General features: G+C 60.0%; 20 protein-coding genes and 1 pseudogene. 7 read left to right on the plus strand and 14 right to left on the minus strand.

What is annotated here, in order from left to right; translation table 11 throughout:
* Positions 1–80 precede the first annotated feature (80 nt).
* From AC1DX6_RS28040 to AC1DX6_RS28060, 5 genes are all read right to left on the minus strand, one after another.
* The gene (locus tag AC1DX6_RS28040) at positions 81–503 is read right to left on the minus strand and encodes a GFA family protein (protein ID WP_477319392.1); all 423 of its coding nucleotides are present in this window, start codon (positions 501–503) and stop codon (positions 81–83) included.
* A gap of 76 nt (positions 504–579) precedes the next feature.
* Positions 580–951 carry a TfoX/Sxy family protein gene (locus AC1DX6_RS28045; RefSeq protein WP_477319393.1) on the minus strand — a complete coding sequence of 124 codons (372 nt, stop codon included), beginning with the start codon at positions 949–951 and terminating at the stop codon, positions 580–582.
* 120 nt (positions 952–1,071) lie between these two features.
* Entirely contained in the window at positions 1,072–1,668 is a 597-nt protein-coding gene (locus AC1DX6_RS28050) for a glutathione S-transferase family protein (RefSeq protein WP_477319395.1), read from the minus strand.
* A 315-nt stretch (positions 1,669–1,983) separates the two neighbouring features.
* Positions 1,984–2,406 carry a hypothetical protein gene (locus AC1DX6_RS28055; RefSeq protein WP_477319397.1) on the minus strand — a complete coding sequence of 141 codons (423 nt, stop codon included), beginning with the start codon at positions 2,404–2,406 and terminating at the stop codon, positions 1,984–1,986.
* Between the two features lie 104 nt (positions 2,407–2,510).
* Entirely contained in the window at positions 2,511–2,648 is a 138-nt protein-coding gene (locus AC1DX6_RS28060; RefSeq protein WP_477319398.1) for a hypothetical protein, read from the minus strand.
* 278 nt (positions 2,649–2,926) lie between these two features.
* Between AC1DX6_RS28060 and AC1DX6_RS28065 the strand changes: the two genes are divergently transcribed.
* Positions 2,927–3,238 (plus strand): transcriptional regulator, encoded by a 312-nt coding sequence (locus AC1DX6_RS28065; RefSeq protein ID WP_477319399.1) that lies wholly within the window; start codon positions 2,927–2,929, stop codon positions 3,236–3,238.
* A gap of 32 nt (positions 3,239–3,270) precedes the next feature.
* Here the strand turns inward: AC1DX6_RS28065 and AC1DX6_RS28070 are convergent, their stop codons facing one another.
* From AC1DX6_RS28070 to AC1DX6_RS28090, 5 genes are all read right to left on the minus strand, one after another.
* Positions 3,271–3,723, minus strand: coding sequence for a hypothetical protein (locus tag AC1DX6_RS28070; protein WP_477319400.1), 453 nt, complete (start codon positions 3,721–3,723; stop codon positions 3,271–3,273).
* Positions 3,724–3,956: 233 nt separating this feature from the next.
* Positions 3,957–4,430: a MarR family transcriptional regulator gene (locus tag AC1DX6_RS28075; protein WP_477319402.1), complete on the minus strand. Its 474-nt coding sequence runs from the start codon at positions 4,428–4,430 to the stop codon at positions 3,957–3,959.
* A gap of 29 nt (positions 4,431–4,459) precedes the next feature.
* Positions 4,460–4,717, minus strand: a complete 258-nt coding sequence (locus tag AC1DX6_RS28080) for a DUF1127 domain-containing protein (RefSeq protein ID WP_477319404.1) — start codon at positions 4,715–4,717, stop codon at positions 4,460–4,462.
* Between the two features lie 238 nt (positions 4,718–4,955).
* Positions 4,956–5,804, minus strand: a complete 849-nt coding sequence (locus AC1DX6_RS28085) for a 23S rRNA (adenine(2030)-N(6))-methyltransferase RlmJ (protein ID WP_477319406.1) — start codon at positions 5,802–5,804, stop codon at positions 4,956–4,958.
* Entirely contained in the window at positions 5,801–6,421 is a 621-nt protein-coding gene (locus AC1DX6_RS28090) for a hypothetical protein (protein ID WP_477319408.1), read from the minus strand. The genes AC1DX6_RS28085 and AC1DX6_RS28090 overlap by 4 nt, the downstream gene beginning before the upstream one ends.
* Before the next feature lie 1,228 nt (positions 6,422–7,649).
* On the opposite strand from AC1DX6_RS28090, the gene AC1DX6_RS28095 reads away from it, so the two are divergent.
* Positions 7,650–8,687 (plus strand): UDP-glucuronic acid decarboxylase family protein, encoded by a 1,038-nt coding sequence (locus tag AC1DX6_RS28095; protein WP_477319410.1) that lies wholly within the window; start codon positions 7,650–7,652, stop codon positions 8,685–8,687.
* Positions 8,688–9,767 (plus strand): UDP-glucose 4-epimerase GalE, encoded by a 1,080-nt coding sequence (galE, locus tag AC1DX6_RS28100; RefSeq protein WP_477319412.1) that lies wholly within the window; start codon positions 8,688–8,690, stop codon positions 9,765–9,767.
* Positions 9,768–9,839: 72 nt separating this feature from the next.
* Here the strand turns inward: galE and AC1DX6_RS28105 are convergent, their stop codons facing one another.
* The 3 genes from AC1DX6_RS28105 to AC1DX6_RS28115 form a co-directional block, all read right to left on the minus strand.
* Positions 9,840–10,415 carry a DUF995 domain-containing protein gene (locus AC1DX6_RS28105; protein WP_477319414.1) on the minus strand — a complete coding sequence of 192 codons (576 nt, stop codon included), beginning with the start codon at positions 10,413–10,415 and terminating at the stop codon, positions 9,840–9,842.
* A gap of 319 nt (positions 10,416–10,734) precedes the next feature.
* Positions 10,735–13,224: a sulfatase-like hydrolase/transferase gene (locus tag AC1DX6_RS28110; RefSeq protein ID WP_477319416.1), complete on the minus strand. Its 2,490-nt coding sequence runs from the start codon at positions 13,222–13,224 to the stop codon at positions 10,735–10,737.
* Between the two features lie 272 nt (positions 13,225–13,496).
* On the minus strand, positions 13,497–14,015 hold the full coding sequence (locus AC1DX6_RS28115) for a hypothetical protein (protein ID WP_477319418.1): 519 nt from the start codon (positions 14,013–14,015) through the stop codon (positions 13,497–13,499).
* 233 nt (positions 14,016–14,248) lie between these two features.
* On the opposite strand from AC1DX6_RS28115, the pseudogene AC1DX6_RS28120 reads away from it, so the two are divergent.
* From AC1DX6_RS28120 to AC1DX6_RS28130, 3 genes and pseudogenes are all read left to right on the plus strand, one after another.
* Positions 14,249–14,857: pseudogene (locus tag AC1DX6_RS28120) on the plus strand (glycosyltransferase); the annotation flags it as partial.
* A 12-nt stretch (positions 14,858–14,869) separates the two neighbouring features.
* The gene (locus AC1DX6_RS28125; protein ID WP_477319540.1) at positions 14,870–16,942 is read left to right on the plus strand and encodes a glycosyltransferase family 2 protein; all 2,073 of its coding nucleotides are present in this window, start codon (positions 14,870–14,872) and stop codon (positions 16,940–16,942) included.
* Positions 16,943–17,085: 143 nt separating this feature from the next.
* The gene (locus AC1DX6_RS28130; RefSeq protein WP_477319420.1) at positions 17,086–17,373 is read left to right on the plus strand and encodes a hypothetical protein; all 288 of its coding nucleotides are present in this window, start codon (positions 17,086–17,088) and stop codon (positions 17,371–17,373) included.
* A gap of 39 nt (positions 17,374–17,412) precedes the next feature.
* Here the strand turns inward: AC1DX6_RS28130 and AC1DX6_RS28135 are convergent, their stop codons facing one another.
* Positions 17,413–18,420, minus strand: coding sequence for a glycosyltransferase family 2 protein (locus AC1DX6_RS28135; RefSeq protein ID WP_477319422.1), 1,008 nt, complete (start codon positions 18,418–18,420; stop codon positions 17,413–17,415).
* 235 nt (positions 18,421–18,655) lie between these two features.
* Here AC1DX6_RS28135 and AC1DX6_RS28140 point away from each other — a divergent pair, with 235 nt between their 5' ends.
* Entirely contained in the window at positions 18,656–21,853 is a 3,198-nt protein-coding gene (locus AC1DX6_RS28140) for a DUF6212 domain-containing protein (RefSeq protein ID WP_477319424.1), read from the plus strand.
* The last annotated feature ends 16 nt before the right edge of the window (positions 21,854–21,869 follow it).

The raw sequence follows: 21,869 nt of genomic DNA on the forward strand, positions 1-21,869 counted from the left end.
GACACGAAAAAGCCGGGCCTCGTGCCCGGCTTTTTTATGGGCGGTTTCCCGGAATGGGAGCTGTCACCAACTCATCCGGATCACAAGCTGTGTGGGTGACCCGACGGCTGTTGCTGGAAGCCGTCATGGGTCGGGATCGACGGCAGCCCGTCGAGCCATTTCGCCCGCGAGCGCACGAGGACTTGCGCGTCCGGGCGGTAGTCGCCCGGATCGGTCATCGTGGCGGCATGGACGTGAATCTCGGTCGGCCATCTGTCCGAGCGGAAATAGAGCCTTGAGCCGCAGGACGGGCAGAACCCGCGAAATGTGTTAGGGCTGCTCTCGTAATGCACAATGTCGCCGGTCCAGCTCAGCTGCTCCGACCTCAACCCCAGGAAGGCCGTGAAGGGAGCGGACGTGGCGCGCTGGCAATCGGTGCAGTGACAGACCAGGTTGCGTGTGATTTGCCCGGAATATGTCCAGGCGACTGCCCGACACATGCAATGCCCTGCTAGAAATGCCATTGCTACCTCCTTGCCGGCTGCGCCTCGGAGCCGGGCTGCAACAACCGACCGGCGCAGGATAGCCAGCGCGATCGGCTCAGGCTTGTCGCTTTGCGACCTTGGTGGGTTTCGATTTCGGCGGCAGCGTCTTGACGAAGGCCAGCGCGAGATCGAGCCAGCCGGCGAGATCGGCGTCGGTCGCCGTACCCTCCGGCGCGATATGGACATAGCCTTCCATTGCCCGCCCGCCCATCTCCATCGGACGTGCGTGCGGACGCGCGGCGGCCGTCTCATGCGCTGCCTTGCCGACACGCACCAGCAGTCCGCGCTTCGAGGTGCCGATCAGCATGTTGCCGTTGAGCATGAAGCAGGTGCCGCCGAACATCTTCTGTTCGGTGAAGGCGCGCTGGCCAAGAGCGGCACGCAGGCGCTCGACCATGGGGTCTGCTGTGCTGGCTGATTTCTGCATGTTCGCCACCTGTGTGCGATTTGCCTAGCGTCAGGCAAGCACGGAATCAGGCGGAGGTTCAACAAGGAAGTGAGGCCCTTCCCTTCTCCCTCTTGTGGGGAAGGAAGGGCGCGCATCATCTCACGCGGGAATACAGGGCTTCAGTTCGGGGAACTTCTCGTCGAAGCGCGCCGCCCAGCGTGTCAGCCGGCCGCGGCCCTTTTCCCATTTTCCGGCAAAGCGCAGCGAGAGGTAACCAAGGCAGGCGCGCAGCGCCATCTGGCCGGCGGTGATCTTCTTCGGCAGTTTCGGCGGATTGGCGTTGAGCAGATCAAGTGCCGCGGTGATCTTCGACCACTGCTTGTCCAGCCACGGCTGGTAGACCATGTCTTCCGGCCGCACACGCCGTTCATAGACCATCGACAGCGCGCAATCGCAGATGCCGTCGGCCAGCGCCTCCAGCACCTCCGCCTCGAGGCGCTTGTCGGCATTGCGCGGAAACAGCACGCTCTTCGACACGCGGTTGAGATGCTGGGTGATGGCACGGCTGTCGTGGATCGAGCGGCCGTCATCGAGCACCAGCACCGGAATCTTGCCAAGCGGATTGGCGCCCATCAATTCGGCCGGCTTGTCCTCGGTCCTCAGCGGAACCAGATCGATAGCGATGCCGGCATAGGCTGCCGCCATGCGCACCTTGGAACTGTAGGGAGAGGATGACGCGTAGAGCAATCTGGGCATGGTCGGGTTCCTGTTTGCCGATGCGGCAGTGTTGACCGATCAGGCACAGCCGAGCAATGGCCAGAAGCGAAAAACCAAGCCGCCAGAAGCGGCGACGGTGATGCCGGCCTCAGCGAGAGAATAATTTCAAAACCCTGAAAACAAAAAAGCCCCACCGGACTTCGCCTGACGGCGAAGTCCTGGGAGCTGCGAAAAGATATCCTCCGTCCGCCTCTGTTCTCGCCTTCCGAATACCAAGCCACTGAGCGAGCGGAGCGCCCGTCCGGCACCCGCCCTCAACTGTCCTGGCACCGTCCCCCGGCGAGGGAAGAAACGTTACTTCTTGCCGGCCTTCGCGGGTGCTGCCTTCTTGGCCGCGGGTGCTGCTTTCTTCACCGGCGCCGAAGACTTCGCTGCCGCTGCCTTCATTGCCGGTGCAGCCTTCGCAGCCGGCTTCTTGGCAGGTGCTGCTTTCTTCGCGGCTGGTTTCGCCGCAGCCTTTGCAGCCGGCTTCTTGGCGGGTGCCGCCTTGGCAGCCGGTTTCTTGGCAGGCGCTGCCTTCTTCACTGCGGGTTTCGCCGCAGCCTTTGCAGCCGGCTTCTTGGCCGGTGCTGCTTTTGCCTTGGCCGCCGCGGCCTTCGGCTTGGCAGCGGGTGCTGCTTTCTTCACTGCAGTCGCAGCCTTGGCCGCTACTGCTTTTGCGGGTGCTTTCTTTGCCGGTGCCTTGGACGCCGGCGCTTTGGATAACTGCTTAGCCATGCGATGCCCCTTTAGTTGTGCCGATGGCCGTTAATGACCCGGCGCGCAATGCATATCTGACTCGCGGCTTGCTAGCCAGCGAAGCAATGCACTGTTTTTGCAGTTTAGATCTTAGAGATTAACTGGAAGCGAAGATCGCGATCCGCATAAAGATCCGTGCGAGCTTTGCGCTGCAATTCAGCGCCCTCTATCGCGCTCTCTGTTCTCGTGATGCGCTGAATTTCTGCGGCAGCAAAATCCATTTTGAAATCTGCCCACAAGATGCGGCGGCATGAATGCGGCACCCGATGCATCGAGGAGTACAGGATTGATCTTTGCAACGAAGTTGATCGCGACAAACACAGACAACTCTGCTATGCAGAGTCATCTGTAGAAGAATGCGAAGGGCTTCAATGTCGATGACACAGGAGCAAATGGCGCCAGCCGCCAAAAGCCGGACACTGCGGGCGCGCGATGCGGGCTGCGCCGTTCCAGTCCTCCAGAACCGTGCCGCGGCAGCCGCCTTCGCGCGAGCCCGCCGATGAGCGCCGACGAAATCATCCACCAAAGCACGCGGCTCAGGATCATGGCGGCGCTGAACGGTCTCGACCGCAGGGAAGCGCTGGAATTCACCCGGCTGAAGGCCATTGTCGATGCCACCGACGGCAATCTCGGAGCCCATCTCGATACGCTCGCCAGGGCCGGCTACGTCGATGTCGAAAAGCTGTTTGTCGGACGCCGGCCGCAGACGCGCATCAAGGCAACAACGAGCGGACGGCGCGCCTTCCGCGGTCACGTCGCCTTTCTTCGCAAGATCGTCGATCAGTCAGAGCCGGCGCAGCGCCGAAAATAGCGCGGCGATCGATTGGAACCCGGCCGGCATTTTTAGCGTAGGACGCGGCAGCGGCCGTTATAGACCATCCAGCGATCGAATCCGGAAACGCAGAATTCGACATTGTCGCCGATCGAGGCAAAGCCCTGACCTTCCTCGATCAGGTACCAGATAGTGCGGGCGCGGCCGTCGGAGAGGCTGACGGTGGCGCCGCAATAGCGGCGGCCGATCGGCCAGGTGTCGTTGGCCGGCAGATAACGGTGCTGGTGGATGCGGCGGAAATCGGTGATCGCAACATCGGGCAGATGCGGCACGTGATGCACCTGGTAGGAGAACCGGTTGGTGATCTTGTTCAGCACCCAGGCCTGACCGCAGACACTGCCATCATCGTCGGAATAGACGCCAAGGTCAGCCGCCTGCACCGCCTGGGTGAGGCCAAGCGAGGTACCGAGCGGCGTGCAAAAGGCGATCAGTGCGGCAAGACAGGATTTGGCGAAGCGAGTCATGGCAGCCTCTTATGGTCGATTGCGCGCACTGTGCGGATTCGCTCACCCGCGGTCAAGCGGTTGCACTGACGATGGTTTCCAGTTCGCAATTGCTTTTGGTAAATCCGGCCTGCGGCATGGAACCGGAAGCGCATTGGCGCGTTGATATCCAGATCCGAGACCCCAAAGACTTGGGTCGTTAAAGAGCCCGCCTTCCCGACCCCTCAGGAAAGCGGGCTTTTTCGCGCCTGCCGTCACTTCAAGGCACTGGCCTTGCTTTTGCGGCGCAGGATCTCGGTCTGCGCTGACAGCATCGCGCAAACCTCTTCGATGAATCCGAGCAGCAGTTGCATCTCGGCCGCCGAGTACCTTGCCAGCAGGGCGGCACCCGCCTCGAAGATCGGGTGGTATGCCCGCTTGACCAGCTCTTCAGTCTTCTTGCCCGCGGCCACCATCACCTTGCGCCGGTCGTCAGGGTCCGGCTGGCGACGAACGAAGCCACGCTTTTCCAGCCGGTCGATCAGGGACGTGACCGCCGCCGGCGTAAGGTTTGTTTCCCTGGCGATCGCGCTTGCAGGCTGCGGGCCGCGACTGATCGCGCCGAGACAGCGGTGCTCGGCAGCGCTCAGCATATAGATTTCCGCGACCGTCCCATCGAACGTCTCAACGGCATCCTGCCAACGCGAAATCGCGAACCCTATCGCATTGACCAGTTCGCTTTTGCTCATTCTTGGCATTTAGTTCGAAAATCTTATTATCAGAATATTTGCCTATCTGATTTTGGAATGATCGTCAACGCCGTTGAATAGGCATCGCTACGCGACAGGCCTATGTCCTTGAGCTGTTCGTCGGTCATTTCGAGCAAGGCGAGCCGGCTTCTGCGCCTCACCATCTGACGGTTGATCCAGCTCGCCACCGCTATGGCTGGCGCCGAGAAGAATTTCCAGATTGTCAGCAGGTTTGAGGGACGAGCCGCCGCCCGGCATTGCGCCGTCGCGACATGACCCGCGCGCATCGGTCAGCCCTCACCAAGGCTGGTTGCCGAAACCGGTGCGTCGGCATCCAGTTTGCAATCGCAGGCCGCAAAAATTTTCTCGGTCATGCTGTCCATCTCCGTGGCGTTCGGTTCGATGGACACAGAGGAGCACTTGCGAAGGGCACCCGGCTGTCAAATTCTTTAGCGACTTTGCTTCGCTGCCGCGGGCTCGCCAGCTGTGAAAGCGGTCAGCACATGAGCACCAGCGGTCGAGCGGCTACTCGCCGGCCAGCCACTCCAGCGACCAATGCGCCGGCTTTTCCACGACAAGCAATTTGTGCAAGGCCGGCAGCACGGTTCGCAGTTCGCCTTCCAGTGTGAATGGCGGGTTGACCACCAGCATGCCGCTGCCGTCGAGGCTGGGCTCTCGCGACGCCGGCCTGATCTCGAATTCGATGTCGAGCAGCTTCGGGATGCCGGATTGCTTCAGCGCCTTCCTGAAGGCGATGACCGCCTTGCGGTCCTTGATCGGATACCACAGCGCATAGATGCCGCCCGGCCAGCGCTTGTGCGCTCTATGCAGCCCGTCGACGAGGCGCTCGAACTCGCCCTCCTCCTCGAACGGTGGATCGATGAGCACAAGGCCGCGCTTTTCCTTTGGCGGCAGATGCGCGCCGAGCGCCAGCCAGCCGTCGAGCTCGATCACGCGGGTCTGGAAATCGCCGGCGAACAGCGTCTTCAGCCTGGCGACGTCCTTGGGGTGCAGCTCGATCGCCGACAGCCGGTCCTGCTTGCGCATGAGGTGGCGCGCGATCAGCGGCGAGCCGGGATATTTCTCGACGCCGCCCTCGGGATTGAGCGAACGCACCGCATCGAGATAAGGCGCCAGCAGGGCCGCTGCCGGGCCGCCGGGCGCGGCATCGATCAGTCTTCCGATGCCACCCTGCCACTCGCCGGTCTTCTGCGCTTCGACCGACGACAAATCGTAGCGGCCGATGCCGGCATGGGTGTCGATGACGCGAAACGCCTTGTCCTTCTGCTTGAGATAGTCGAGCAGCCGCACCAGCACGACATGCTTGACGACATCGGCAAAATTTCCGGCGTGATAGGCGTGGCGGTAATTCAATTGGCGCCCCTGCCCCAGCGCGGCGGTGGCGGCTGCGAATTCGGATTTTCCGGCCGGCCGCTACCGCCACCACGAAAGCGCCTGGCCAGCAGCAGCCCGATCAGGCCGGCAGCCATCAGCGAAAAACCGACCGGCCGGGCTCTGCTGTCGATCGCGCCGGCGCCCGAGCGCAGCACGAGATCCACCGCCCGCATCTCGATGCCGTCGGCATCGCCCGGGCCGACGGTGAAAAGATACGGGCCAGGGCTGACGGGAGCGATCGCGCCGGCCTCGTCGCGAAAAATCTTGTCGGGCAATTGCGGGCTCGCCTGGCGCGGATTGTCGGCATGGTTGAACTGCAACGTCGAGGCCAGCACCGTCTTGCCACCTGTCGCGGCGGTCAGCGTCAGCACGGTGCGCTGCTGCGACACAATGCGCTCGGCTTTTGCGGTGAGATCGACCAGCACGCGCACCGGCGCGTCGCGCGCGCCCAGCGGCACCGTCACCGGCTTGAAGCGGCCCTGCTCGTAAACCCGCCAGGTGCCGATCTCATGGCCGGAGAAATTGCTCATCGCCCAGGGATAGACGATGCCAATGCCGGCGCCGGCAAGCAGGATCAGGACAAACAGAAAGCGCATTGAGGATCACCCGAGTGTTCGACCAGCTTGCCAATAGCGCTCTAAGGATCAAAAGGCGATGGCCTGCGCTGCGGGCCTCGTCTTTCCAAAACAAAGATAATCGCCAGATCGATGTTTGCGCGGATTCCGCCAAATCGAGTTGCTCGTCGCCCGACTGCTTCGGCGTCACGGCTGCGTCACAACGATCATGAATTTCTACCTATGCGCTCAAAAGCCATCGCTAAATTAAAAACATCTACATAAATGGATAGGAGCCGGGACCGTTCCGCGATTTTGATTATCGAGAGGCATATTGTGCCCGAGGGGAATTTTAACCCCAAAGTCTACAAGCAGCACGATGGCACACATTTCGATCATAAGCGTCTTAGATATGAACATTCATGCATAGGATTCCAGTAATTATTTCTATATTAACTGCAATAAACCACAGAACCCCTGCCACTGACGAGTCCGTACTGTTAAATTATCATGATACCCTAGAATCTTACATAGGCAATCTGAATAGAAGCCAGGCAATAAAGAGCACGAACGCGCCTATTCCAATCGGCGGGGCGAATCTAAACCCCTACATTGGGAATGCTGCGAACATTTTTACCTCGAGCCGCCTCGGGCGCCGATCGCATCGTTTTCCAAGAATTTATGGACGAAACGCGGCGCTAAGATATTTTGATATTTTACAAATCGGAACAACCTCAAATATATGATGTGACATACAAGGTCGGTATAGGCCTTTGGCTGACTCGTTCCGCTCCGAATTCGAAAATACTTCGTCGTATCTTCGGTCACGGCCATCGAGAAACCCCATACATATTCTTATTTTCTACTGGCATATTGCCAATTGTGCGTTTAATGCTCGAGCGGCGGCGGCAGACGCTACCGACCTCATGATTAACCACTCCCAAACGATTACGGTTAAGGATTCGCTAATTTAGTTGACTATGCTCTCCACAGGTATATTTTTGATGCGTTGGGATGTGCAATTTGGGCGAGCAATGGGCGATGGCGGTACCAGACGCGTAACCGTGATTTCGGGGCGTATCGAATGCTGAACGGCAGCCAATAGCCGCATAGCGTCGCGCAGCGAACTCAGAAAGCAATCAACAGACATCAGGAGTGACGATTCCGCAGAGGCGGAAGGTTGGTGACGTCCGCAAGGACGTGGCCGGGCAACGCTATGTCCCGGTCTGGGCGGAGCGTACGCAGTGCGTAAGGGCGAAGGGGTGGGCATATGGGTAGAAATGTCAACGTACTAAAACTCGAGTCTAGGAACAGCCGAAGGCGCGCCAACATTAATCGGGGCCGCGCCCTTGTTGCCGGCGGGGCAGGATTTCTGGGTTCGCATCTGTGCGAGCGCCTCTTGTTGGATGGATACGAGGTTGTTGCGCTGGACAATTTCCACACCGGCAAAAGATACAATCTCAATGCCCTCCTGCGTGATCCGCGATTTAGCTGCATCGAGCACGACATTGTCGATGCACTGCCTTTGGATCTTCAGGTCGATGAAATCTACAATCTCGCCTGCCCGGCCTCCCCGCCGCATTACCAGGCAGATCCGATCCATACGTTCAAGACAAGCGTGCTTGGCTCGCTGAACCTGCTGGAACTCGCGCGGCGGAACAATGCCAAGATATTTCAGGCTTCGACGTCCGAGGTCTATGGCGACCCCCTGGTGCATCCGCAGCCGGAGGGCTACTTCGGCAACGTGAACCCGCATGGTCCGCGATCCTGCTATGACGAGGGCAAGCGTTCGGCCGAGACGCTGTTCTTCGACTATTCGCGAATGTTCGGCCTCGATATCCGCGTCGCTCGGATTTTCAACACCTATGGCCGCCGCATGCAGCCGGACGACGGCCGCGTCGTGTCGAACTTCATCGTCCAGGCTTTGCACGGTGACGACCTGACCGTCTACGGCAGCGGCCAGCAGACACGTTCATTCTGCTACGCGGACGACCTGATCGAAGGCTTCATCCGGCTGATGAATGCACCAAGCGCACCGCAGCACCCGGTCAATCTCGGCAACCCTGCCGAATTCACCATTCTGGAGCTGGCGACACTGGTGATCGAATACACCAACTCGCGGTCGAAGATCGTGCATCGGCCGCTGCCCGTGGACGATCCCAAACAGCGCAGACCGGACATCTCCTTTGCCAGGGACAATCTCGGTTGGGAGCCAAAAATCAGCCTGAGCGAGGGGCTCGCGCATACTGCGGCGTATTTTGACGCCCTGCTCTACGCACGCCGGCCCGTCAAAGAGGCTGCGATGTAAATGAACCGCCCGGCAATCCTGGTGACGGGTGGGGCCGGTTACATTGGCAGCCACACCTGCAAGCTGTTGTCGGCCGCCGGCTACCTGCCCGTCGTTTTCGACAATCTGAGCCGCGGCAACGAGAAATCCGTTGCCTGGGGCCCGCTTGTCGTTGGCGATATCCGGGACCGGAAGGCGCTGCAGCAAGCGATCAGGACGTATCAGCCGAAAGCGATAATCCACTTTGCGGCGCTGGCCTATGTCGGCGAGTCCGTTCATGAGCCCGCGGAATACTATTCGACCAACGTGTCGGGTACCATCGCGGTGCTTGATGCGGCGCGCGCGAGCTCGATCGAAAACATCATCTTTTCAAGCAGCTGCGCGACATACGGTGTGCCCGAAACACTGCCCATTCGCGAGACCTCAGCGCAGAATCCCATCAGCCCCTATGGGCGGACCAAGCTGATGGGCGAGCAGATCATCAGGGACTATGCCTGCGCCTACGGAATGAAATATGCGATCCTGCGCTATTTCAACGCCTGTGGTGCCGATCCCGACGGTGAGCTCGGTGAGTGGCACTCGCCTGAAACGCACCTGATCCCGCGCGTGCTCATGGCCGCGTCCGGAATGATCGACGAGATCGAGGTTTTCGGCACGGACTACGACACGTCTGATGGAACCTGCGTGCGCGACTACATCCACGTCAGCGATCTGGCGCGCGCGCATCTGAGGGCGCTCATGCATCTGGAGTTGGATGGCGAAAACCTGTCGGTCAATCTCGGCACCGGCCGTGGGGTGTCCATCAAGGAGATTCTCCAGGCGGTCACCCGGGTGACGTCAAAATCGGTTCCGGCCGTCTTCAGGCCCCGGCGCCCGGGAGACCCGGCAGAACTCTACGCCGACCCGGCCAATGCACTCAAACATCTCGGCTTTGCACCGGAATTTTCCGACATCGATACGATCGTCAGGACAGCCGCCCCATTCTTCGGATTGGCGGCCACCGCGTCCACAATGCCGATGCCGACGGCGACGCGCAGCCGGTCAACTGCGCCAGGCATGTCAAATGCATCGGAAAGCAATACCAGCTCGCAAGGCTGGTAGTCGTCCCTGTTTGTAGTGTGCCGGGGACGTGGGCTCGCTGAGGTGGGTGGGGCTTCTCAGCGAGCCTTTGCATCAATTTTTGGAATCGATCAGGCTACGGATCCTTTCGAACTCCACGCCCTTCGTATCGCCTGCCTCGAATTTGCGTTGCTCGTCGGAAGGGTCTTCCGCGGCGTGCCTGAAACTGTACCAGGCGCCGTCCGGATCCTTGCGCTGCTCGAGTATCCCACCCTGGATGCGGTGGCTGAAGCAGGTGCGAATCGGCGCTGCGGCGTAGGTCTTGGACCGCCAGACGAGATCCATGCACATCTTGCCATCGTTGGTCAGATGCCATCTGCCTTCGCCGACCGAAGCCGTCTCCTGTACGGAGGTCCAGGCCCGGACCGGTCGATCCTTCTGTCCGAAATAGGCCGCTCCGTCATTCCATATCCATGTGCGGTCGGCATAAAGAAGCTGAAGCTCGAAAGCCGTCGGGACGGTAACGGCATCCGCAGGTCCGCTGTCTTTGGCGGCGGCTGCGTGCGCGGCTCCGCAAAGCGCCACCTGGCACCAAATGGCCAGGAGGGGCGCAAGGGAGACAGGCCTGGCACGTCGATCGCGCCTCGCCTGGCTCGCTGATTCAGATGGCAATCCGGTCCGGGTCGTCATGCTGAGCGATCGCATTCGATGTTCGTTTTCCCAAGCGGGCGTCGACCAGCCAAGCATACCGCAAGAACGGGCCCGGTCCGTCCTGCGCTGACAAGTGTTCGGGATTGGCGCCACACCACAGCCGTCAGTATTTCACATGCTATTGACTGCCGCGCGAAGATGTCAACCAGAGAGCCGACAGTGTCTGTCGCGACGCTCACCAGCTGTAAATCCGGGCTGTAAATCAGGGACGACGATGTGCTCGACGCACCGTCGGTGGGGTCCAATGCCGTGCCGCTGGAAATGGGGAAATGAAGCGACCCGCCCAGGCACGCGGCGCTCACACACATCCCTCGACGAAGGGGCCGCTAACCCATAGCGAGCCGTTGCTGTACATGGCGGTGCCATTGTCGTCGGTGTAGCCATGAGACTGCTCGTCGACACGCAGCCTGGCGTTTGGCACCAGCTGACCGTTGACCTTGACGCTCTTGATGAACAGGTTGCGATCACCTGGCTTGCCCTCTCCGCCCCACAGGTCGTTGACATAGCGAAGCTCGATCGTCTTCGGATTCGGCACGCTGCTGAGATCGATGTGGAACGGCTGGGCTTCGGTCGACGCCTGCATAAGCTCCGCCACGGCGGCTTCGGGCGTCGATGCGGCGCTTTCCTTGCCCGGGACGTCGATCTCGGCGACGGTCTTTCCGTCGACCAGGACGTCGAACCGAGGCGCGCCCTGAAGATTAATGCCGGCAGCGTCGACCTCCAGACTGGTGAGGGTGCAGCGTCCTGTGTCTTTCGCTGCGGCGGCCACCAGGTCGGCCACGCGTTGCCTCTGCGATTGCACCCATCCGGCGATGGGCTGCAGCAGCGCGTCTCGGTCGCCGGTATCGACCTTGAAGAGGTTGGTTCGTTCACCGGAATCGGCCTTGAGGTCGTATTCCTCGACCTTGCCGGTGGTAGCGTTGAAGATGATTTTTCGATCGTTCTCGCGATAGCCGAACAGGAAACCGGCCCAGGGATTGAAGAAGAAGGTCTTGTTTGGCCGTTGTTCGCTGAACAGGCTGCGCCCCTGCCATTGCTTCGGCAGCGGAAGCCCGAGTATGTCGAAAATCGTCGGGGCGATATCGATGATGCCGCCGACCGGGTGCGCCACCTCGTCATGAAAGAGATGCTTGTTGATCATGATGAGCGGGATGTGGATGTTTTCCTCGTAGATCGCGCTGGCATGGATGTAGTCGCCATGCTCCCCGAACGCCTCGCCATGATCGCCCAATATGACCACGAGCGTCGAATCGAGCTTGCCGGACTGCTTGAGCGATTCAAGGATCTCGCCGAGCGCTGTATCGCCGACCTTCAGGGCGTTGAGATAGGCATTGAATTTCTGGTCATCCGAGTAGTGGACCAGCGTGTTGCCATAGGAGGACAGCGCCATCTTCGAAAACATCGGGCTGTCGGTGATGTAGGGATAATGGGTCATCGCCGTGAACATTATGCCGAAGAAGGGCTTTTCCGCGTCCTTGTTCATCCAGTCGATGATCGACTGCGCCGTGCAAAGATCGCTGTTGTAGTCCATGTTCTTCCACTGCTCGGAGCTGAGCTTGAAGGTCGGGGTGCCACATTTCTGCCCCCGGTAGTCCTGGATTACATCCAGTCCCTTGTTGAGCAGAAACTCATCGACCCGCTGAAATCGCGAATCCGCGCTCCAGAAAAACCCTGTGCGGAAATTGTTCTTGGACAGAGTGTTGGAGATCGTGTCCAGAGGCAGATATGGATACCTGATGGTCATGCCATAGTATGAAATGTCGTTGTACATCGAAGTGAGCAGAGAAAATACCGAGTAGTGCGTGGAAGGAGCGTGCGCGTATATATTGTCGAATCGTATGGAGTCCCTTGCATAACTCTTGATGTTTGGTGTGATTGGATACTTGCCGCCAAACGTCTCGATGTATTTGGATGGCACCGACTCCATCATGAAAACCAGCACGTTCTTGATCGGGTTTGGCGTCGGCGCCTTGAAGCTCGACGTTTCCGGCGGACGCTCGCCGACGCTCGCGACATCCGGGTCATTGGTGCTGGCATTCATGGTCAGCACGACCGGCGTTGGGCTGAGCAAGGCCGATTCGACAAAATACAGGATCGGATTGTCGATCTTGGCCGCCGGCAGCGCCTCCGCACGCACGTGATATCCGGTACCGACGAACGCCGCGCCGACACCCAAAACGAGCACGCCCAGCAACGCCCTGTAGCCAGTGGCGCCCAGCCGCCGGCACAGACTGGCCGCGGCATGGCCAAGGATGAACACCAGAATGACAGACCCGGAAAGGGTCGCGAAGTCCCGGATGTTGAGCGCGTCGCCCATCGCATTCCTGGCATCGGCATTCTGCAGGAAATCGCCATAGACCAGCCACTGGAACGTGAACGGTTCGCCCAGCATTTTGACGAGATTGATGTTGGCAAATCCCCAGGCCAGCGAAATCAGGATGGCAAGATAGAAAAGGAAGACGACGATGGCGGAACCGATGCGGCTGGCCTTTGCCAGGAACAGCAGCATCAGAGTCATCACGGTCAGGAACGCAACGACAATCAGGTCATAGTAGCTTGATGCCAATCCCTTGGGGATGGCCCCCAAAAGGCCTGGAAACGTCGTTTGCGGATCAACGATTGCGCTGCGGTAGACACCCAGAAGCAGCCATGACAGCAGTCCAGTGCAAATGATCCGCAGGCTCGTGCGGCGGAAGCGCATGTCCTGCGACAAAGCGATACTCGTCTTCGATTCCGTCAGGCCGCCCTCAGGTCGGCCGGCCGACCCCATACTGCCGCCGATGTTCATACAACTACCTGCCGCCAGTTTGCGCTTCGGCCCCAACCACGGCCGATAGTCTTCAAACCCCTACCCGCAAAATCGGCTTGCGCTAAAAAAGAGTCAACAAAATCAAGTTTGGGTTAACCACGTCTCTTGAGAACTGGTTAACCGAACGCATTGAACGCGATGCGTTTGGCCAAGTGACCTACTCAACCGAGTGTGCACCCGCCATGGGAATCGGCGACGGCGGGCGCTGTCGAGCACCCGCCGTCGTGACGTTTCAGTACTGGCTCCAACAATCAGCCGCCACGCAGCCGCGTCGGGCTCAGGCTGGCGATTGTCATGCTCCGCTGTTCGGAAGGGCACGTCGGCAAAAAGCGGCTCGCATCCGCGTATGTCATGGTCGCGATGGAGCCCTTCAACCCACCACGCTTGGCGATCCAGCCGCGAACCCAGCCGGGGTAGTTTTTCATCATGAAATTCGCGGCGACCTGATTGCCCCGCGCCCCAGCGCCATACGGCAGGTGAAAGCCGAACGATGCGTTGTGGGTGACGCACACCTTGCTCTTGGGCATCGACAGATACAGCGTGCAGGCCGAGTCGCACGCACCGTTGAACCGCACAAAGGTGCCGGCGCGGCGCATTTTCAGCGCACGGATGGCGTAGTCGATCACATAGCCGCCGCGATCGCCACTGACCGTCTTGACGTTGGCAGCGCCGAGGCTGATGCGCGGTCGCAGCAGTTCACCTGCGGAGCTCGCCGAGACCATTGCGCCCATCAAACCGAGCGCACCGAGAAACTTCATTATCGTTTTCATTCGCGCCTCCTGCTATGCCGTCAATGACTAGCTGGGAGGCGTAAAGATTGAATATTCCGCGTCGCTAAAGTTGTATCAGTCGGTTGATTGTACAGCCGTTTTAGGACCTGCTTGAGGATTTGGTTTACTAATGGCGCAGAAGGATAATCACTGAAAAGTAAATCCGGCGCGGGCATCCTTGCCGATCGACTGCACGGAAGCGCACGCGGCGGGATTGGATCAGAGGAATTTGGATGGCCGTTGGTGGCAAGGAGCAGACGCCGTCAAGATCGGAAGGCAAGCCCCGCCGCGTCTGCGTCGTGACAAACGTGATCGATCCGGGTGGCGAAGACGCCGCTATGGTCGAACTGGCCAGGCTTTTCGCCGAAGATGGCGACGACGTCACCCTGCTATGGGTTCCTGGCAGGAATGCATCATCTCCAGGTGAGGAGGAGGCGCGCCACCGCGACCTGGAGGCGGCCTCGGTGCGACTGGAGATTCTCGACAAGTCCGATCAGTTGCTTCCTTCGCTGGCGACGCCCGAGAGCCGGTCCGCCGCGATGCTGCATTATCTCGAACGGTCCGGCTACGACCTGGTCTACGCGCCGCTTGAGGGCGGATTGCCTTACTACACGCTGCTGGCGGTCGAGACTGCTGCCTTTGCCGCGCCGCCGATCGTGGTCGTCGCCCACGCTCCGGAAGAATGGGAGCAAGAAGCCGACAAGGCGTTCATGGGCAGCACCGAGGCGATTGCCGTCGCCTACATGGAGAAATACTGCGCCGAGATGGCGAACAGGACGATCTGTGTATCAGCCGCGTTGCGACAGTGGATGCTGTCGAAGGGCTGGAAGGTGAAGAAGGCGACAGTGACGCCGATGTTGCCGTTGCAGGATCGCCTCGGCCCTGCCGGAGCGCGACCGTCGATTGCGACGAGAAGCGCAAGAGAACTTGTCGCCCTGGCCGGGTGGCGCTTCCGCGATGGCCTGACGCTGTTTTGCGACGCGCTCGACATCATCGCGCCAACGGCGCCAAAAGGGCTGACGGTCACCGCATTCGGTCCATTCGGAAAGATCATGGGCGAGCACAGCGGTGGACTGCTTCTGAGACGCGCCCAGCGGTGGCCGTTCAAGCTCAACCTGTTGGCGCGCGCAAGCTTCGCCGCAAAGCTCGACTATGTCGCGCGGACCGGCGCGCTTGCTGTCATTCCCGCCCGCGCCGCATCGACGGGCAGCATCGTTGCCGCATGTGTCAAGGCGGGATTGCCTTTTGTTGCGACCAATGTCGACGCGAACGCCGAGACCTGGAATGCGCAAGCGAGGCAGCCGGGGCTGGTCGATGCTGACGCCGCCGCGTTGGCACTGGCGATTTCGGCGGCGCTCAATGACCCGCCTCGCCCACTGCCTGTCGACAGCCTGCGCCAATGTCGGCAATCCTGGCTCGATACGCGCAATTTGCCGACGCCAACCAAGCGCAGGCGCGCCGATAAAAGTGCCGGGTCGTCACCGCTGGTCTCTATCGTCATGGCCCATCGCAACCGGCCGCTCTATCTGAAACAGGCAATCGCGGCGATCGAGGCACAAACCTACGATCACCTGGAACTGGTTCTGGTCGACGACGGAAGCGACCTGGACGAAGCCAGGCGATTGCTGGATGCGCTGGAACCGACCTTCCGTCAGCGCGGTTGGAAGATCCTGCGCCGACCGCACAAGCATCTCGGCGCGGCGCGAAATGCCGGCATCCGCGCTTCGCACGGCGAGCTGATCCTGTTCGTCGACGATGACAACGCGCTGTTTGCGGAGGCCGTCGATCATTTCGTGCGTGCCATGGCAGCATCGGGCGCTGACATCTGCACTGCGTTCCAACTGATCTTCTACGAGGATTTCGTGCCCGAGGATCGTGCCGACGGGCTGATCCAGTACCTGCCCCTGGGTGGTCCAGACACGCTCGGCCTGATCCATAACGTCTATGGTGACGCGAATGCGATGATGCGCCGATCTGTCTTCTCGCAGATCGGGTTCTTGATCGAAAAACCCGGCTACGCCATGCACGACTGGGAATTCTTTGCGCGAGCCTCCCTCGCCGGACTCAAGATCAGGACTATACCAAAGCCGCTATACTGGTATCGCTCGAAACCGGATGGAATGTTTCGGACGTCGAATTGGTACGACAACCGGCTTCCCGTGCTTGAGGCGTTCAGGTCGAGCCAATCCGATGATTTCCGCCTGCTGTATCATTTGGCCATCGCCCAGAACACGCAGCGGTCCGAAATTGAAAGTGCCCGCGAAAACCTGAAATATACCCCCGGCAATCGAAAATATCTGGAACTGTGCGACATCGAACCGAACAGCGATGCAGCCATAGAGAAACTTGCGAGCATTGCTGAATCGATCGGCCGCCCCGATACGGCTGCCACCCTGCTTGGACGCCCCGCCGCCGCCATATCTAGCGATGCCCCGGACCGTCCTGATGTCGGCGGCGGTTCGATCACCCTCGGCCACGACATGCTGAGGAGCGCAAGGCTGCTTACACCGCGCGTCTCGGCTCTGCCGTTGCTGCTTGTCGCACCGGATGGCGGCGGGGTGTTCCTGCGTCCGCATGCGGACGGCCCGGTCGCGGCATCGCTTGATCACCAATTTCCAGGCTTCTTCCGGAAGGTGGAAGCAATCGTTGAAATCGCTCATGTCGACGCGCCGGTAATGGATTTCGGCCTCGCCCTTGCTCGCCCCGATCAGACCATAGATTGGCAACAGGATATCGCTACGCAAACGATCGCCTTTTCAGGCTGGATGAGCGTCGAACACAAGTTCGTGCGCCATCCCTTGGTGGCAGTGATTCGCACACGACGGAAGATGCCGCTTTCGATCGTTCTCGCCGTTCGCTTCGCTGACACGCCCAATGGTTCCGCGACCAATGCCTTCTTTCGGAAGCTGACACTGTTCGGTGATTAGCGGCGATCCGACAAGGCTGGTGAGGCCCACGCGCAGTTCAATGGCGCGCGTTAACCATGTTGGCTCAACGTTGCCAAAATGGTTGACAAAACGTTAACAGATGCTAATATTTCCAGTGGGTTATTTAGTGTGTGGGGTGTATTATGCGCAAGGTTCAATCACTGCTTTTGGGCGGCCTTAGTCTGCTGGGGTTGAGCGTCGCTTTCTCCGGGGCGGCGCAGGCGAGAATGAACGTTGGTGTCAAGGAAGCCGAGCTTGCCTGCGAGCAAGCTCTTAAAACCGGCACCATCGAGGCGCTTGAGGATTATCTGCACCGTTACCCGAATGCTCCGTCCGCCTGCAAGGCGCTTGCTCTCAACAGTCTGTCCCAGTTTGGGCCAGGTGGTGGGGACACCAACAAGGGTGATGGTGGCCACCGCTACGGCGGATAAGCGTCAGCCGGATTTTTGCCTTCAATAGTTTCGGGCACATCAGGTGGCCGCGTCGGTGCGCTGGTGCGGCATGGGCAGGGTTGACACGAATCCGGCATAGCGATCCGAGGTTTTCATCCAGCCGAGTTCCACGAGCTGCGCGGCGTCACCGCGATAGCGGACGGACCTATGGTTACGGAGCGCCAGTTTCGGATCGCGCTCCAGGGCTTCCATGTAGGCGGCGCGTTCCTCAAGCGTCTTTTCCTTGAGTTGCGCATTTTCACTCAGAGACGACGCTGATTTCTGGCGGAAGCCCCAGACGAATTTGAAGTGGAGCAACGCGATCCGCAGCTCACTGAATCGGACCTCGCTGATTGCATGCTGTGCCACGTGGTAGTGCCTGCCTCGTCTCCATCGTACGATCGGCACCTTTGTCAGGCATGGAGGAAGCGTTTGCTTGAACCGGCCGTGCCAGAAGGCCCGTTCCCTGACGCCACCGAACATCTGCTCCGGTGGATACCTACCGTCGCGGGCGCGCAGCCAGCCTGGCTCCGGATCGAAGTACGGTGAAGCCTCAAGAAGCGGGATCGTGCCGTCATAGCTGCATTCGGCCAACGGGCCGTCAGCATACATGTCAACCAGGGATCCGATTACAGCTTCGGCGCCGGTGGCGTCCAGATAGCTGCAAAGCTGCCGCAGGTCTGCCCGCTCATAGTCGGGGTAGACGAGAAGCTCGTCGGCGTCGACCGAAAGGCACCAATGGCCGGTGCCGAAGACATTTATGAGCGTGTTGTTCCACCGCGGCGGATCGATGTTTTCAGCGAAATGCGATCCTTCCGTGTGGAAGCAGTGGCTGTCCGGCTGCTCCAGGATCAGCTCACGCGTCCCGTCCGTGGAGCCGTTGTCCAGGAAGAAAAAACGATCGACGCCGAGGCCACGGTAATGGTCGAGAAGCTGCGGCAGCAACGTTGCTTCATCGCGCAGTCCGATGAAGCACAGGATCTCTCCATCGGTCACATCGATCGGCCGATCGTCCAGTCGCGCGAGATGTTTTGGGGATCGAACCATCCGAAACTCATTAAGTCCGTTCGCGCGAAAGGCAAGTGCGGTATGGTGAGCTCCGCATGATAGTTATCAAAGTATTATCCTACAGTTGGCAAGACTGTTCGAGCGAGGCGGGCTGAAAAAGGAGGACTGATTGAGCGTTGGTTCCAAGACAGGCGCGACGTCCGGGGATAGGCGACAGGCAAGCAAGACGGTCCGCAGTGTGTGTATCGTTTCGGAGATTGAGTTCGGGTCGACGATGACCACGGATTCCGGGTCGGCAACCTACGCGCTGGCGCAGCATATGGCGAGAGCCGGTGACACCGTGACGCTGCTTTGGGCGCCAAGCCCGCTCGGTGCCCAGCCCGATGAGCAGGAGATCGCCAAGGTAGGCAAATGGTGTTTCGACAATTTCCTGGTGAGGCTGGAATTGTTGCCGCCGTCACCCGAGTTGCTGCGGGGCCTGGAGTCGAGCGACAAGAACTCATTGGCTGTCTACCACTATCTCAAGCAGAACGCTTTCGACGTCGTCTATTTTGCGCTTGAGGGCGGACTGGCGCATTTCCCTACCCTCGCCAAGCGCACGGGGGTCTTTCCCAATCCTCCCTCGATCGTCGTGCTCGCGCATGAACCACTTATGTGGAGGCTGGAGGCCAATGCCCGGACGGTCGAACGCAAGGAACAGATGACCGTCGCGCACATGGAAAAGATGTCGGCGGAGACGTGCGACCATCTCGTCGTTGTCGGCCAGTCGCTGCTCGACTGGATGGCCAAGGCGGCATGGAAGCTGCCCGCAAGCTGTCACATTGCTACGCCCCTGGAGCCGGAGGAATGGCGTTCGAACTTCGCTGTCGATCACTACAGGCCGCGAGGGCGGCCAACCGCCGAAGTGGTTCATTTCTCAGGCACGGAGGAGCGTGACGGACTGACGCTGTTTTGTGACGCGCTCGATCGTCTGGCCGACAGCGGCGTAACAGATTTGGCAGTGACGGTTATCGGCGCGTTTGGTCATGTCCTGGGCGAGCATTCGGGCGGCATGATCGTTCGGCGGGCGCGGCAATGGCCGTTCAAACTGAAGCTCCTGCCCATTCGAGACGAGCCCGACATTTTCCGATATCTGCGGCAGAGCCATGCGCTGGTGGCGATCACGCACTCGGCTGCCCAGCTTCCGCTGGATGTGGTCACCTGCCTGAACGAGGAGATCCCGTTCGTCGCGACCGACGTCGGCAGCATACGCGACATGCTTCATCCGAAGTCGGCTGACGCCGTCATGATGGAGGCTTCAGCTTCCTCCATCGCCGCCAAGATCGCGTCGGTGCTGGAAAGCCGATCGTTCGGCCCGGCGAAGCCGCTGCAAAAACGGGAAGCGCGCGAGAGGGTCTGGAACAAGCTGCACGCAAAATTTTCCAGCGGTCCCAACAAGGTCTCCAGCCGTAACCGGAGCCGACCACCGCTCGTTTCGATCATAACGGCGCACTACAATCGGGCGCGCCTGCTGCCGCACGCGATTGCCTCGGTTCGCTACCAGGATTATTCCAACATCGAATTGATCGTCGTTGATGACGGCAGCACCGATCCAGACGCGATCCAGCTCTTGGCGCAGCTCGAGCCGGAGTTCGAGCAGCGAGGCTGGCGGATCATCCGGCAGAAGAACGGCTTCCTCGGCAAGGCGCGCAACACGGGAATCCGCGCCGCCAAGGGCTCGTTGATTCTGTTCCTGGACGACGACAACGCACTTTTCCCGAACGCCGTCAGTACGTTCGTCGCCGGCATGCAAAAGTCCGGCGCCGATATCTGCACGACCTTCGCCAAGTGGTTCAACGAGCCGTTTGTGCCGCCTGACACAAAGAGCGGCTACATACGCTATTTCCCGGTCGGCGGACCTACGGACATCGCTATGCTCACCAATCCGTATGGCGATGCCAATGCGATGTTCCGGCGCGAGGTATTCGACAAGATAGGTTACCTGAACGAGGAGCGGGGCTTTTCCGCGAGCGATTGGGAATTTTTCGTTCGCGCGGACCTGGCAGGCCTCGAGATCGTCCCTATCCCGGAGCCGATCTATTGGTATCGGTCGGCGCCGACGGGCATGAACCTGAATGCCGAGTGGGTGAGGAACCGCAAGCCAATCATCGATGCCTTCCGAAAGCACAAGTTCGCGCATACGGACATGTTCGTGCTACTCGGCATCAGCACGAACACCGCCTACTATGAAAAGGATCTCAACCTCCGGAATCTGGAGCTGCGGGTCAACGACGAACGGTATCTCAGGCTAAGCACGGGTTCCGCCAACAGCGATGATGCAATGCAGTTGCTGGCCGAGATCGCGGCGCGCGAAGGCAGGGCCGATACGGCGATTTCGCTTCTTGCTCATACAGGGCGAATCGACTTCGCCTTGGGCGTGGTTGAAATGCTCAACGCGGCGGCCGACGAGACCGTGCCGGAACTACACTCCTCGCTTTACCGCGAGCAGTATCTCTCCGCCGAGCCTTTGCGTCTGGCTCACGTCAGTTCGCATCCGACTGCCGATCCAGACCTGCTGAGCTATGTCGAACAATCGCCGGACCAGCTGTTTCTCGAAGCCAAGGGCAGCAATGTCACCATGGCTTTGCTGAAGGGCGTCTGCCCCCCGGGCGTCACCAGCGCGAGCTGCTGGGTTTACCTCGACGAGGAGTTGGCAGACCCGGCTCAATTTCAGCTCGTCATCGTAGACGCGGAAAACCAGGCCGTCAGCGATCTCGCCCAGCTCCTTGAAATCGGCAACGGGAGCGGCTGGGCCGATCTCCGCCGAGCGCGCGAGGCGCGCGAAATAAGGGCGACAGTCAGTTCACCGGCATCAGGCAGGCGCGATCTGTTGCTCGCTGTGAGATGTGGCGGCAGCAGTCCGGACGGGCGCGTACTCGGCGGCTTTTCAGGCATCCAGATCCGCCATGCCGTTTCGGTCGGTGCAACGCGCCCGCGCCTCAACGCGCCGCAACAGCGCCAACGTACCCGCCGGATGACCGATGATGAACTGAAGCGCGCGACGCTTGTGACCGATTATCCCTCCGAGCTGCCAACACTGCTCGTCGCCGGCGACAATGGCGGCATTTTCCTGCGGCCGAGCACGCATGGCATTGTTGTTGCCGCCCTCAATTCCGCTTTCCCCGCCTTTGCCAGAAGTATCATGGCAACGGTGGAGATCGCTCACGAGGACGCGTCCCCGTTCGAGTTCGCCATGGCGCTGGGCAGGCAGGAAGAAAAACTCGTGTGGAAACACGATGCTCCGGTCGGCGCCTTGGCATTCTCCGGATGGACGCGCGTTTCGAGACCTTTCGAACTGCATGACTTGAAAGTTTCGATCCGGGAGATAGATCGCAAGTGGCTGACGATCTATCTGGCAATCCGGCTACCACGCGGCTCGAAACCGATGCCGTCCAATGCTTTCTGGCGCAAGTTGTTGTTGCTGTGGGACTGACAGGCGCGTCGTCAAG

Source organism: Mesorhizobium sp. P2_C4 (assembly GCF_056404575.1).

Coding starts and splice junctions, on each gene's coding strand:
- AC1DX6_RS28040 (WP_477319392.1), bottom strand. CDS start 503: ATGGCATTTCTAGCAGGGCATTGCATGTGTCGGGCAGTCGCCTGGACA.
- AC1DX6_RS28045 (WP_477319393.1), bottom strand. CDS start 951: ATGCAGAAATCAGCCAGCACAGCAGACCCCATGGTCGAGCGCCTGCGT.
- AC1DX6_RS28050 (WP_477319395.1), bottom strand. CDS start 1,668: ATGCCCAGATTGCTCTACGCGTCATCCTCTCCCTACAGTTCCAAGGTG.
- AC1DX6_RS28055 (WP_477319397.1), bottom strand. CDS start 2,406: ATGGCTAAGCAGTTATCCAAAGCGCCGGCGTCCAAGGCACCGGCAAAG.
- AC1DX6_RS28060 (WP_477319398.1), bottom strand. CDS start 2,648: ATGGATTTTGCTGCCGCAGAAATTCAGCGCATCACGAGAACAGAGAGC.
- AC1DX6_RS28065 (WP_477319399.1), top strand. CDS start 2,927: ATGAGCGCCGACGAAATCATCCACCAAAGCACGCGGCTCAGGATCATG.
- AC1DX6_RS28070 (WP_477319400.1), bottom strand. CDS start 3,723: ATGACTCGCTTCGCCAAATCCTGTCTTGCCGCACTGATCGCCTTTTGC.
- AC1DX6_RS28075 (WP_477319402.1), bottom strand. CDS start 4,430: ATGAGCAAAAGCGAACTGGTCAATGCGATAGGGTTCGCGATTTCGCGT.
- AC1DX6_RS28080 (WP_477319404.1), bottom strand. CDS start 4,717: ATGCGCGCGGGTCATGTCGCGACGGCGCAATGCCGGGCGGCGGCTCGT.
- AC1DX6_RS28090 (WP_477319408.1), bottom strand. CDS start 6,421: ATGCGCTTTCTGTTTGTCCTGATCCTGCTTGCCGGCGCCGGCATTGGC.
- AC1DX6_RS28095 (WP_477319410.1), top strand. CDS start 7,650: ATGGGTAGAAATGTCAACGTACTAAAACTCGAGTCTAGGAACAGCCGA.
- galE (WP_477319412.1), top strand. CDS start 8,688: ATGAACCGCCCGGCAATCCTGGTGACGGGTGGGGCCGGTTACATTGGC.
- AC1DX6_RS28105 (WP_477319414.1), bottom strand. CDS start 10,415: ATGACGACCCGGACCGGATTGCCATCTGAATCAGCGAGCCAGGCGAGG.
- AC1DX6_RS28110 (WP_477319416.1), bottom strand. CDS start 13,224: ATGAACATCGGCGGCAGTATGGGGTCGGCCGGCCGACCTGAGGGCGGC.
- AC1DX6_RS28115 (WP_477319418.1), bottom strand. CDS start 14,015: ATGAAAACGATAATGAAGTTTCTCGGTGCGCTCGGTTTGATGGGCGCA.
- AC1DX6_RS28125 (WP_477319540.1), top strand. CDS start 14,870: ATGTTGCCGTTGCAGGATCGCCTCGGCCCTGCCGGAGCGCGACCGTCG.
- AC1DX6_RS28130 (WP_477319420.1), top strand. CDS start 17,086: ATGCGCAAGGTTCAATCACTGCTTTTGGGCGGCCTTAGTCTGCTGGGG.
- AC1DX6_RS28135 (WP_477319422.1), bottom strand. CDS start 18,420: ATGGTTCGATCCCCAAAACATCTCGCGCGACTGGACGATCGGCCGATC.
- AC1DX6_RS28140 (WP_477319424.1), top strand. CDS start 18,656: ATGACCACGGATTCCGGGTCGGCAACCTACGCGCTGGCGCAGCATATG.